The following is a 12460-nucleotide window of genomic DNA, read 5'->3' as shown; positions in this document are numbered from 1 at the left end:
ACCACCGTCGGCTCAATGAGGAGCACCGATGCAGCACCTGTACGAGATAGACGTCCGGGTTCCGATGCGTGACGGAGCGGCCCTCGCCGCCAACGTGTGGCGTCCGGTCGAGGAGAAGGCTCCGACACTGCTCGTGCGCATGCCCTACGGCAAGGACGTGTTCGGCGTCAGCCTGGGCGGGGTCATGCCCGACCTCATGCCTCTGCTGGAGGCGGGCTACGCGGTGGTGGTGCAGGACTGCCGGGGCACCCACCGCTCGGAGGGCGAGTTCGTTCCGCACCTGGCCGACCGCGACGACGGCGAGGACACCGTCGCCTGGATCGCCGAGCAGCTCTGGTCCGACGGCACGGTGGGCATGTACGGCGGGTCCTATCTCGGGATGGTCCAGTGGGAGACCGCCGTGACCGGCGCCCCCGGCCTCAAGGCGATCGCACCGTCCGTCACCTCGACCGACAACTACGAAGCGCCTTGGTACGGCCCGGGCGGTGCGCTCTCACTGAGCCTGGTCACCGCGTGGAACGCCATGATGTACATGGCCGACGCCCAGCGGTCCCTGGCGGCCGGCGAGGGCTCCGTGTCCCAGGTGCGGCGGCTCGGTCGGGCGGCGCTGTTCCCGGAGCCGCTGAACGACGTGCTGCCGACGGCCGAGGTCCCGGTCCTGGCGGAGTACGGCAAGTGGTGGGACGACTGGATGGCCCACCCCTCCCACGACGCGTACTGGGACGCCATGGAGCTCACGCCCGAGCTCAAGAACGTCACCGTTCCGGCGCTCAACATAGGCGGCTGGTACGACCTCTACATCGGGCAGACGGTGCGCACCTACACCACCGCCCGTCAGAAGGCGGGCAGTGCGCAGGCCCGTGAGGGACAGCGGCTGATCATCGGTCCGTGGGATCACATCTCCTCGACCGGCGTCTATCCCGACCGCTCCTTCGGTCCGCCGGCCAGTGCGCAGATGCTGGGCCTGACCGGCCTGCACGTGAAGTTCTTCGACCGCTGGCTCCGGGGCGACACCACCGCTCTCGACGGCGTGGCGCCCGTGAAGATCTTCGTGATGGGCATCGACCAGTGGCGCGACGAGCAGGACTGGCCGCTGCCCGACACGAGGTGGACCGACTTCCACCTCACGAGCGCCGGTCACGCCAACACCGCTTACGGCGACGGCGTGTTGACGACCGAGGCGCCGGTCGGCGCCGGGCACGACACCTACCTCTACGACCCGCGCCGCCCGGTTCCCACGGCCGGCGGGGCGTCCATGCCGGTGACGCTGGAACTCTGCGGCCCGGTCGACCAGCGGACCGTGGCCGCCCGCGAGGACGTCCTGTGCTTCGCCGGGCCGGTGCTGAAGGAGCCCGTCGAGGTCACCGGTCCGGTCAGCCTGACCCTGTTCGTCTCCTCCTCGGCGGTGGACACCGACTTCACCGCCAAGCTCGTCGACGTCTTCCCCGACGGCAAGGCGATCAACCTGTGCGACGGGATCCTGCGCGCCCGCTACCGGGGCGGCCTGGCCACGGAAGAACTGATGGAGCCCGGCACGGTCTACGAGATCACCGTCGACATGACCGCCACGTCCAATGTGTTCCTCCCCGGTCACCGCATCCGCGTGGACGTCTCCAGCAGCAACTTCCCCCGCTACGACCGCAACACCAACACCGGCGGCGTCATCGCCCGTGAGGGCGAGGAGCAGATGATCCCCGCGGTCAACCACATCCATCACGGACCGGACCACCCCAGCCGTCTGGTACTGCCGGTCATCGACCGCGAGGACCAGTCGTGAGCGCCGCCGACCGGGTCACCGAGCTGACCGCGAGATTCCTTTTCTCCGAGGCGAATGTGGCGTGGCTGCTGTGCGACCGGCATCCCGCCGACAGGGTGGCGTTCACCGTCGTCGATGCCGTCGGCGAGGCGTCCGTCCTGACCTTCGGGCAGCTCGCGGCGGATTCCCACCGCTGTGCGCGGGCGTTGCGGGAACTCGGCGTCGGGCCGGGCGACCGGGTGGCGACCCTGATGGGCAAGAGCACCGACCTCGTGACCGTCATCCTCGCGACCTGGCGACTCGGCGCGGTCTACGTCCCGCTGTTCACCGCGTTCGCACCCCAGGCCATCGCCCTGCGCCTGGAGGGCGCGGGTGCACACCTGGTGGTCGTCGACCCGGACCAGCGCCACAAACTCGACCCGGGCCCCGACATGCCGGACGACCCTCGGCGCCGCGTCGTCGTCACCGGAGCCGCGACGTCGCGCGGTGACCTGTCGCTGGCCGACCTCGTCGCCGCCGCGTCACCCGAGCCGGTACCCGCCGTCACCACGAGCGGGGACGGCCCCCTGGTCCACATGTTCACCTCCGGCACCACCGGCAAGCCCAAGGGCGTCATCCACCCCGTCTCGTACATCACCGGATGGCAGATCTACCTGGAGTACGCCCTGGGCGTCACCGGGGACAGCGGCTACTGGTGCGCCGCCGACCCGGGCTGGGCCTACGGGCTGTACGCGGCCGTCGTCGCCCCGATGGCCGCCGGCATCCCCAGCCTGCTGCTGTCCGGCGGGTTCTCCGCCGAGACGACCTGGCGCACCCTCGCCGAACACCGGGTCACCGACTTCACCGCCGCCCCGACCGTGTACCGAGGGCTGCGCTCCTCGTCGGTACCGGTGCCCGAGGGGCTGCGGCTGGAGCGGGCGTCCAGCGCGGGCGAACCCCTGACCCCCGAGGTCAACGAGTGGGCCGCCACCGCGCTGGGTCTTGCCGTGCACGACCACTTCGGCCAGACCGAGGTCGGCATGCCCCTGGCCAACCACCACCATCCCGAACTCGCCGGTCCGCTCAAACCGGGATCGATGGGCCGGCCGCTGCCCGGCTGGAGCCTCACCGTCCTGGCCGACGAGAAGGACGAGCCCGCCGGACCAGGCGTGCTGGGCCGGGTCGCGATCGATGTCGCGGCGAGCCCGCTGATGACGTTCCGCGACTACCAGATCCCCGGGCAGAGCGCTTCCAAGTTCACCCCCGACGGCCGCTGGTACCTCACCGGCGACGCCGGACGGGTCGACGCCGACGGCGACTTCTTCTTCTCCTCCCGCGACGACGACGTCATCATCATGGCCGGCTACCGGATCGGGCCGTTCGAGATCGAGAGCGTCCTCGCCCAGCATCCCGCCGTCGCCGAGTGCAGCGTCATCGGTGCCCCCGACGACGTCCGTGGCGAGGTCATCGAGGCGTACGTCGTCCTGCGCGGCGGCGTCGACGGCTCACCTGAACTGGCCACCGAACTCCAGCAGTCGGTCAAGACCCGGTACGCCGCCCACGCCTACCCGCGTCAGGTCCACTTCATCGACGCCCTGCCCAAGACACCCAGCGGCAAGACGCAGCGCTACCTGCTGCGCGAACGCCGGCACACCGAACCCACCACCCCGGAGTCACGTTGACCGGCATGGAACCGCTGCTCGTCGAGCAACGCGGCCCCGTCCGATGGCTGTCGCTCAACCGCCCCGAGCGGCGCAACGCCCTCGACGTCACCCTCGTGGAAGCTCTGGACCAGCAGATCACCAGTGCCGAGGCCGATCCCGGTACGGCGGTCGTCGCGGTGGCGGGGAGGGGGCCGAGCTTCTGCTCCGGCGGAGACTTCCACCAGTTCCTGGAGTCGCACGACGCCGGCCACAACCCGGTCGACTTCCTGACCGACGTATCGGCCTGCCTCAGCCGTATCGCGGCCAGCCCGAAACCATGGGTGGCCGTGCTGCACGGTCACGCCGTCGCCGGGGGCCTCGAACTCGCGCTGGCCTGCGATGTCGTCGTCGCCGCCGACACCACGCTCATCGGTGACGGGCACCTGAAGCGGCGCCTGGTACCGGCCGGCGGGTCGAGTGTCCGGCTGCCCGGTGCGGTCGGACGGGGACTGTCCCGCTGGCTCCTGCTCACCGGCGAACTGCTGCCCGCGACCGCCTTCGAGAACACCGGCTGGATCCGCGCGATCGTGCCCGAGAGGGACCTCGACGCCACCGCTGCCCGCATCTGCCGGCAGTTGGCCGAGCGCAACAGCCCCGCTCAGCAACGGCTCAAGACGCTGCTGCACCGGATCGACGGTATGGCCCCCGAGCAGGCCCTGCGCGAGGAGCTGGCCACCTTCGCGGACAACTGGTCGGCCAGTTCCGTGGCCGATGCCCTGCGGGCCTTCCTCACTCCCTCCACCACGAAAGCGGACAACCAGTGAATCGCTACCAGGGACGGGTCGTCGCCATCACCGGCGCCGCGCAGGGGCTCGGCCTCGCCATGGCGACCCGGTTCGCCGCGGAGGGCGCCATGGTCGCCCTGGCCGACGTCAACGAACAGGCCCTCACCGAAGCCGCCGGGACCATCGCCGAGTCCCATGGCGCGACACTCCGCACCGACGTGGTGGACGTGACCGACTCGGCCCAGGTCAACGCCTGGATCGACGGCGTCGTCGCCGGTCTCGGACGCCTCGACGTGCTGGTCAACAACGCCGGCATCATCCGTGACAACCGCGTCGAGGACATCACCGACGACGACTGGCACGCCGTCGTCGGCGTGAGCCTGACCGGCGGCTTCCACTGCGCCCGCGCCGCGTTCGGCCCCATGAAACGCCAGGGCTACGGCCGTATCGTCAGCTTCTCCTCCATGTCCTGGCGCGGGAACTTCGGCCAGGCCAACTACGTGGCCGCCAAGGCGGGCATCGTCGGCATGACCCGCACCCTCGCCCTTGAGGGTGCCCGCCACGGCATCACCGCCAACGCCATCGCCCCCGGCCTCATCGAGACCCCCATGCTCGCCTCCATGAACGGCCCGGCCCGCGACAAACTCACGGCCAAGGTCCCTATGCGCCACACCGGCCGCCCCGAGGACATCGCCGAAGCAGCGGCGTTCCTTGCCTGCGAGGCTGCCGGCTACATCACCGGCGTCGTCCTGGACGTGGACGGCGGCATCTCCATCGGATCCTCGATCCGGTGACCGCGAGCCCCGCGAACGAAGGGAGCCAAATGGTTCTCGGGCCTCGGGGTTGACCCGGTCGGCGTGGGTACGTCGGGAGGTACGCTGGTACCCCTTTGTACGGGGCCGGCCTTCCGGCCCGGACGACCACTCGCCGCTTCCGGCGGAGATCCTCAGGGGAGACTGCCACGGTGACGGCCCAGACCGACTCGCGTGACCGACGCCCACGCCGAACCGCGCGCAAGCGGGTCGTCGACACGCGCCGCCGGGACGAACTGCTGCTCCAGGCCGAGACGATCATCCTGGCCGAAGGCTTCACCACGGTGACCATGGACGAACTCGCCCAACGGCTCGAGTGCTCCAAGGCGACGCTGTACAGCCTCGCCTCCACGAAGGAACAGCTGGTACTGGCGGTGACCCGCACCTTCTTCCGGGACGCGACAGCCGAGATCGAACAGGCTGTGCGGGCCGAGCCGGACCCCAGGCAGCGCATCCGCGTCTACCTCACGGGCGTCGGCACGGCCATGCGCCGCCACTCCCACGCCTTCTACGACGACATGGTCGGCTACGAACCGACGGCGCGGATCTACCGCAAGAACTCCGCCGCCGCGGCACACCGGGTCCACGAACTGATCGAAGAAGGCGTGCGGACCGGCGTCTTCCGCGCGCTCAACGGCCACTTCGCCGCCCACGTCGTAGCGGTCACCATCGACGCGGTCCAGTCGGGGGCCCTCCTGGAGAGAACCGGCCTGACCGCGGGCGACGCCTTCTCCGAACTCGGCGACCTCCTGCTGGACGGGCTCAGCTCGGGGCAGAGCGCAAAGGATCAGGCTTCGACGCCCGGGTAGAGCCCGACGGAAGCGGCCTGCGCCGCACGGCATCCGCGGCCCGGTGCAGCGAACAGCTCAAGCTTCACCACAGACCGACCGCACCGGCACAGGGGATGTGGGCGCTCAGCCGGAGTCCGGGTGGCGTCGCTGGGCACGCAGGCGGGACCAGTGCTTCAGGCGGCGGCCGATCTCTGCCTCGTGACCGTGTTCGGTGGGCCGGTAGTAGGTCTCGCGGTCCATGTCCTCGGGGAAGTAGTCGGCGCCGGAGAAGCCGTCGGGGGAGTCAGGGTCGTACTGGTAGCCCTTGCCGTAGCCGAGGTTCTTCATCAGCCGGGTGGGCGCGTTGAGGATGTGCGGCGGCGGCATGAGGGAGCCGGTGCGGCGGGCGCTTTTGGTCGCCGCGCCGAAACCTCGGTAGACGGCGACGGACTTCGGGGCGGTGGCCAGGTGGACGACGGCCTGGGCGAGGGCGAGTTCCCCCTCGGGCGAGCCGAGCCGCTCGTACACGTCCCACGCGGCAAGGGCCTGCTGGACGGCGCTCGGGTCGGCCATGCCGACGTCCTCGCCCGCGAAGCGGACCAGCCGGCGGGCGATGAACAGCGGGTCCTCGCCGCCCTCCAGCATCCGGGCCAGCCAGTACAGGGCGGCGTCCGGGTCGCAGCCGCGCAGCGACTTGTGCAGCGCGGAGATCAGGTTGTAGTGGCCCTCCTGGGCCTTGTCGTACAGCGGGGCCCGCTGCTGCACCTGCCGGGCCAGCCCGGCCACGTCCAGCGGGCCGGTGCCGGTGGGGAGGGAGTGGAGCTGCTCGGCCATGTTGAGCAGGTAGCGGCCGTCCCCGTCGGCCAGGGCGAGCAGGGCCTGGCGGGCCTCGCCGGTCAGCGGCAGCCGGCGCCCGGTCAGCTCCTCGGCGCGGGTCGTGAGGGTGCGCAGAGCCTGTTCGTCGAGGCGTTTGAGGACGAAGACCTGGCTGCGCGAGAGCAGCGCGCCGTTCAGTTCGAAGCTCGGGTTCTCGGTGGTCGCGCCGACCAGGACGACCGTGCCGTCCTCCACGTAGGGCAGGAAGCTGTCCTGCTGGGCGCGGTTGAAGCGGTGGATCTCGTCGACGAACAAGAGCGTCCCCCGCCCCCGGGCCCGGCGCCGCTCGGCGTCGTGGAACACCCGGCGCAGGTCGGCGACCCCGGAGAAGGTCGCCGACAGCGGGGCGAAGACCAGACCGGCGGCATCGGCGAGGAGCCGGGCGATGGTGGTCTTCCCGCAGCCGGGCGGCCCCCACAGGACCATCGACACCAGGTGCTGCCGCTCGACCATCCGCCCGATCGGCGCCTCATCGCCCAGCAGGTGCTCCTGGCCGACCACCTGGCCGAGGGTGCGCGGGCGCAGCCGGTCGGCGAGAGGACGGGAGAGGTCTTCGACGGCCGGCGCGGTGGCGGCGAGGCCGGGATCGTCGTCGAACAGGGGGAGCGCGGGTTCGCTGTGGTCCATGGGGCTGGGCTTTCGCGTAGGTGATGGTGGTCGGGGCAGGCTGCGGGGCGCCGGGTCGAGTGTCAGGTCGTAGGAGCCGGTCACCAGTCGCGCACGACGCGTGCCATGGCCTTGTCGCGTCCCGCGATCAGTCCTCAGTCGTCCAGGACGACGACGTGCTTGCCCGGCGTGGTGCCGGACTCGACGTCGGTCTGGGCGTCACGGACCTGTTCCAGGCCGTGGTAGACCTTCGCGACCGGGACTTCGAGGCGCCCTGCGGCGATGGCCCGGAGGTGGCGGGCGAAGACGTCGGCCGGGAGGTCGGTGGCCTGGCCGCCGTAGGAGGTCAGCCGCACCCCGCCCGGGATCATGAACGGGGTGAAGTCGGGGATCGTCCACTGGCCCGCCAGGGCTCCGGTGAAGCAGACCGTGCCGTGCCGGCGGACGGTGCGCAGGGTGTCGGGGAGGACCGAGCAGCCGACCAGTTCCAGGGCGGCGTCGACGCCGTCCGGCATCAGTTCGCGCACCTGGCCGGCGATCGTGCCGTCGTCGACGAGGGGATGGTCGACGCCCGCCGCCCGCAGTTGCCCGGCCCTCGCCGCGCTGCGGGTGGTGGACAGCACGGTCGCTCCGAGGTCCTTGGCGATCGTGGCCGCGCTCAGCCCGACCGTGGAGGTGCCGCCACGGATCAGCAGCGTCTGCCCGGCCTTGAGGTCCAGGCCGGTGGTCAGCGATCCGTAGGCGGTCTGGAACATCTCCGGCAGCGCACCGACGACCTCCCACGGCAGGCCGGTCTCGAACGGGATGACCTGCGCCGCGGGGACGGTCACGTACTGGGCGTACGCGCCGTCGTACGAGCGGCCCATGCCGCCCATCATCGTGGCCACCTGCTGTCCCGGCCGCAGCGGACTGTTCTCGTCGGCCTCGTCGACCACGCCGACGCCCTCGATGCCGGGCACGCGCGGATAGGTGACCTCCGCGTCCGACTCACCCTTGCGGGTGGCGACCTCGGACTCGTTGACGCCGAACGCCTTCACCTTGATCCGTACCCAGCCGGGCTCGCGGACGGGCACCGGCACGTCCTTGATCTCCAGTGCGTCGAGGCCGCCGGGCCGGGTGACGACGACGGCCCGCATTGTCGCCGGTGCGGCGTCGCCGGCTGTTGTCGATTGGCTCATGCCGAGTTCCTCACTCTGCTCGTCCCCCGCGCTGTTGCGTATCGCCCGCCGGCCGTCAGGGGCGGTCGATGCCCTCCCACAGGCCGAGGGCCTGCTGGTAGTGGGCGGTGGCCTCGAAGGGAGGGGTGCCGACGCTTTCCGAGGCGGGCCGGTCCGTGACGGCGGGCCACAGACGGGTCTGCTCGCCGGTGGCGAAGTCGAGGACGAGGTCGCGGATACGCGTGTCACGCTCGGCCTGTTCGGGGCTGCGGCCCGGCTGCTCCTGGCCGACCAGGGCGTACATCTCGGTGCCGTGTACGGCGGGCGCGCCCTCGGCGGGGCCGATCAGGAGGAGACGGGCGTTGCCTCCCGCGGCGGCGTGGGCCAGGGCGCCGCGGGCGGCGGGGAGCCCGAAGATGTAGTCCGTCAGGAGTGCGGCGCGGACCTCGGCAGGGGTACGGCCGCCCTGGTCGTAGGCGTCGACGATCTTCTTGGCGCGGGAGCGGGGAATGCGCCAGCCCGCGACCTCGTCGACGACGCGGTCCACGGTGTGCGGGTCGAATCGGTCGAGGTCGTTCGCCACCCACCAGCCCATGTCGTCACTCGCCATGCTCAGCAGCACGTCGACATCACGGTGTGCGCCCGAGGCGAGTACGTCCAGGGGGTGGGCGTGCAGCACCGCGCCGGGCTGTCCGGTGTCCAGGACGACGCCGAGGCTCTTGCTGTCCATCCCGCCACGGACTCCGAGGTCCGTCGGGGTGACCTTGTGCAGGGCGGCCACCAGGGACGCCGTGTCGAGGTCGAGCAGCTTGTCGGGGTTGTCCGCGACGCCGAGTTCGGTGACGAACAGGTGGGCGAGCTCCTCGGCCCACCAGGCCGGCTGGAGCCGCGAGGGCCCGGCGGAGAACCCGGCCAGCCGCCGGTACAGACCGTCTGCGGAGGCGGCGCCGAGCAGGCCGAAGGTGGAGTAGGCGCCGCCGCTGTGGCCGTAGACGGTGACGTTGTCGGGGTCGCCGCCGAAGTGGGCGATGTTCCCCTTGATCCAGGTCAGCGCGGCGATGACGTCCTGGAGGCAGAGGTTGCTCGCCTCGGCGAGCCGCCCGCCGTACTGCGAGAGCGAGACCGCGCCCAGGGCGCCGAGCCGGTAGTTGACCGACACGCCCACCACGCGACCCGACGCGGCGAGGCCGGAGGCGTTCGAGGTGATCTGCGTGTTCGCGCCGAACTCGAATCCGCCGCCGTGGATGTACACGGCCACCGGCAGCGCCTTGGCGGCCGGCTGCTCGGGTGCCCACACGTTCAGGTTCAGGCAGTCCTCGCCCATCCCGCTGTCCGCTTCGAGCCAGTCGCCGCTGTCGGGCTGGACGGAGGCGACGCCCTTGCGGTCGTAGGGGAGGTCCGGGTCGAAGTCCGCGACCACGGGGCGGCGGTACCGCTCGGCGGTGGCGTACGGGATTCCCCACCAGGACCGCACCCCTGGTGCGGTCGGGGCCTTGGGCGCGATCTCGGTCATAGCGGGAGATTCCTTCCGGTGCGGTTCGGGTGTCCGGCGCGGCGTGCCGGCGGCTGATCGCTCGCGGGGACGCGCTCCCAGCATTCCCCGGGCTCCGGTAAATCGCCTGGCGGGCAGCGGTCACCTGGTGGTCATCAGGTGACACTTCGGCACTCAAGGCCGGCGGAGGGGAGGGCGGCGCCGGTGCGGTCGGGAGGTGGCGCAGGGGGAGGAGCTGCTCTCCTGGGCGTAGTACCAGGACGTGGACCATGGACCACTCGCCCAGCACCGCGAGGCGCCGCCAGAAGGAGGGCAGTCCCCGCAGGTCGGCCGTCGCCGCTGCCGGGATCAGCAGGGTCAGGCGCCCGGCGGCGGCTCGGAGGACGGACTCCGGCAGGCGGGCGGCCGGGCAACTGGCTGATCGTCGGCGCGGCGACGTCGTTCCTCAAGCTTCCCCATAGGCACTTCGGCGCCGCGAGGTCCGCGATCGATTTCACATGATTCCTTCGCCTATGGCCACCCTGTGGGTCGATTCGATGATCCATCGAACAAGCCAACCGGAATCCTGAAGTCGCCCAAAAGGAGAAGTCGGCCCGAGAGAAACGAGCAGCGTGACTGTCGATTCGACGGAAATCGATTGCCCGCCCATGGCGTCGTGGGGAGGTTCGAATCGGCCACCCTGGCCATGTGATCGTTGACACTCGCAACAGCGGCCCTGTTATTGTTCGGTCAAGTCAAATCGGTGGATGGAGAGGGGGCCTTGCCATGCCTGTAACGGGAGGGCATAGGTTCACGCAGACCGTCGATAACGGTGGCAGGAAGAGAGGAGTTGCCGAAAATGATGACAAGGTTGTCATCCGAACTCGCGTAGAAGTTCCCGTCCATATCGACGACGGGTCGTGGCGCACCGCGGAAATGGTGAGTTTCAGTGGACTCGCCGACGGCCGGGAACACATCGCGGTCGTTTTCCCGGGCGACTCGACGCCCGCCCCCCTCGTCCGCGTCCACTCGGAGTGCCTCACGGGAGACGTCTTCGGCTCGGCGCGCTGCGACTGCGGACCGCAGCTCGGAGAGGCGGTGGAGAGGTTCGCCGACACGGGTGGCATTCTCCTGTACCTGCGTCAGGAGGGCCGGGGAATCGGCCTGTACAACAAGCTCGACGCGTATCGAGTGCAGGACGACGCGGGCCTCGACACTTTCGCCGCGAACCGCGCCCTGAAATTCGACGACGACCTGAGGGAATACCTCCCCGCCGCACAGATGTTACGCGCACTCGGTATATCCAGGGTGCGCCTGCTGACCAATAACCCCGACAAGGTCAGACAGCTCGAAGAACAGGGCATAGAAATCGAGGGAATCCAGGCCACCCAGGTATTCCGCACGGAACGCAATACGCAGTACCTGAGGGTCAAGGCGGAACTGGGCGGCCACACCATCGACCTCGTCGGAGAATCCGCGTGACCGGCTTCCTGATCCCCACCATGGAACGCCGCCCGGACCAGGACACCCCCACCACGAGCCCCACCCCCGCCGACGTCGTGATCCTCGTCCCGATGTACCGGGAATCCCTGGAAACCTGCGAACGCTCGGTCACCGGAATGCTCCGCCTGGACTACCCCCGGGACCACATCACCGTCCTCTGGCTGATCCCCGAGGGCGACACCCGCAGCGAGACCCCCGCCCGCACCGCGTTCGCCGCACTGGACGGGGCGGGCTTCGACCCGAGGTCCCGCGTCTGGCCCGTACCGGACATGCGCCCCAAGGGCCGCGCCCTGAACCACGCCCTGGACGGCCTCGGCGCCCACGACATCGTCCTGTTCCTGGACGCGGACGTGATGCCGGGCCCGACACAACTCACCGACGTGGTGCGGGAGTTCGCGGAGGGCGCCGACATCGTCGAGGCGTTCGAGTTCCAGGAGTCCCGCACCTGGGTGGGCCGGACGATCGCCGCCGAGAACGCCACCCACCTCGCCTCGATGATCTTCCTCCAGCGGCGTCTCGGCACCGCGTTCCTCCAGGGCAGTTCCGTCTACGTCAGCACCACGTTCCTCGCGAAGACCGGCGGCTTCATCGAGGACGAGGCCGAGGAGTGCTTCGTCTGGTCGATGTTCGCGAGCCGGCACGCTCCGGACGTCCGGTTCCTCGCGAACTTCTCGTACGGCGCGCCGATCGACGAACTGACGACGGCGCTGAGACAGCGCGTGCGGTGGCTGCGCGGACAGCTCGCCGCGCTGAAACACCTCCCGTCACCGCGCCTCACCCCGGCGGGCCGTATCGCGCTGGGCATCACCGGCGCGAGCATCGTGGCCCAACTCGCCGTACCGCCCGCCCTGTTACTGGCGCGGCGCGGCAGCCGTACCCGGCGGCTGGCGCTCGCGGTTCTCGGCCTGGAGGCGGCCCGGATCGCCCGTACCGCGGTTTCCCCCGAGTGGCGCCACCTCGGTATAAGGGACGGCTGGTGCACGCTCCTGGTGTTCGAGGTGCTCCAGGGCGCCGCCGGCTGGCGGGCCGTGCTGGAGCTGGCCACGGACAACCGGGTGTGGCACAGCGTCCGTGCCGGCGGGCACGACTGACGAGACACCCG

10 protein-coding genes are annotated in these 12460 nt (G+C 70.5%); 7 read left to right on the top strand and 3 right to left on the bottom strand.

Features of this window, described 5'->3' with window-relative positions:
• Positions 1–28: 28 nt before the first annotated feature.
• From ACQCO7_RS01890 to ACQCO7_RS01870, 5 genes are all read left to right on the top strand, one after another.
• Positions 29–1777, top strand: coding sequence for a CocE/NonD family hydrolase (locus tag ACQCO7_RS01890; protein WP_464070103.1), 1749 nt, complete (start codon positions 29–31; stop codon positions 1775–1777).
• Positions 1774–3417 carry an AMP-binding protein gene (locus ACQCO7_RS01885; RefSeq protein ID WP_464070102.1) on the top strand — a complete coding sequence of 548 codons (1644 nt, stop codon included), beginning with the start codon at positions 1774–1776 and terminating at the stop codon, positions 3415–3417. Before ACQCO7_RS01890 ends, ACQCO7_RS01885 begins: the two co-directional genes overlap by 4 nt.
• A gap of 5 nt (positions 3418–3422) precedes the next feature.
• Positions 3423–4202: an enoyl-CoA hydratase/isomerase family protein gene (locus ACQCO7_RS01880; RefSeq protein WP_464070101.1), complete on the top strand. Its 780-nt coding sequence runs from the start codon at positions 3423–3425 to the stop codon at positions 4200–4202.
• Positions 4199–4957 carry an SDR family oxidoreductase gene (locus tag ACQCO7_RS01875; RefSeq protein WP_464070100.1) on the top strand — a complete coding sequence of 253 codons (759 nt, stop codon included), beginning with the start codon at positions 4199–4201 and terminating at the stop codon, positions 4955–4957. The genes ACQCO7_RS01880 and ACQCO7_RS01875 overlap by 4 nt, the downstream gene beginning before the upstream one ends.
• A gap of 170 nt (positions 4958–5127) precedes the next feature.
• A complete protein-coding gene (locus ACQCO7_RS01870; RefSeq protein ID WP_464070099.1) occupies positions 5128–5784 on the top strand; it encodes a TetR/AcrR family transcriptional regulator in 657 nt (218 codons plus the stop codon).
• A 105-nt stretch (positions 5785–5889) separates the two neighbouring features.
• Here ACQCO7_RS01870 and ACQCO7_RS01865 read toward each other — a convergent pair whose 3' ends face one another.
• From ACQCO7_RS01865 to ACQCO7_RS01855, 3 genes are all read right to left on the bottom strand, one after another.
• A complete protein-coding gene (locus ACQCO7_RS01865) occupies positions 5890–7248 on the bottom strand; it encodes a replication-associated recombination protein A (RefSeq protein WP_464070098.1) in 1359 nt (452 codons plus the stop codon).
• A gap of 134 nt (positions 7249–7382) precedes the next feature.
• Positions 7383–8405, bottom strand: coding sequence for an alcohol dehydrogenase catalytic domain-containing protein (locus ACQCO7_RS01860; protein ID WP_464070097.1), 1023 nt, complete (start codon positions 8403–8405; stop codon positions 7383–7385).
• Between the two features lie 55 nt (positions 8406–8460).
• Positions 8461–9897, bottom strand: coding sequence for a carboxylesterase family protein (locus tag ACQCO7_RS01855; RefSeq protein WP_464070096.1), 1437 nt, complete (start codon positions 9895–9897; stop codon positions 8461–8463).
• Positions 9898–10641: 744 nt separating this feature from the next.
• Between ACQCO7_RS01855 and ACQCO7_RS01850 the strand changes: the two genes are divergently transcribed.
• Both ACQCO7_RS01850 and ACQCO7_RS01845 read left to right on the top strand, forming a co-directional pair.
• Complete coding sequence (locus ACQCO7_RS01850) at positions 10642–11337, top strand: GTP cyclohydrolase II (protein ID WP_464070095.1); 696 nt, start codon at positions 10642–10644, stop codon at positions 11335–11337.
• Entirely contained in the window at positions 11334–12449 is a 1116-nt protein-coding gene (locus ACQCO7_RS01845) for a glycosyltransferase (protein WP_464070094.1), read from the top strand. Before ACQCO7_RS01850 ends, ACQCO7_RS01845 begins: the two co-directional genes overlap by 4 nt.
• Positions 12450–12460: the final 11 nt, after the last annotated feature.

Source organism: Streptomyces saintjeani (genome assembly GCF_055409605.1).
The sequence above is the reverse complement of the archived record's forward strand: the minus strand, read 5'-3'. Positions and strand labels throughout refer to the sequence as shown.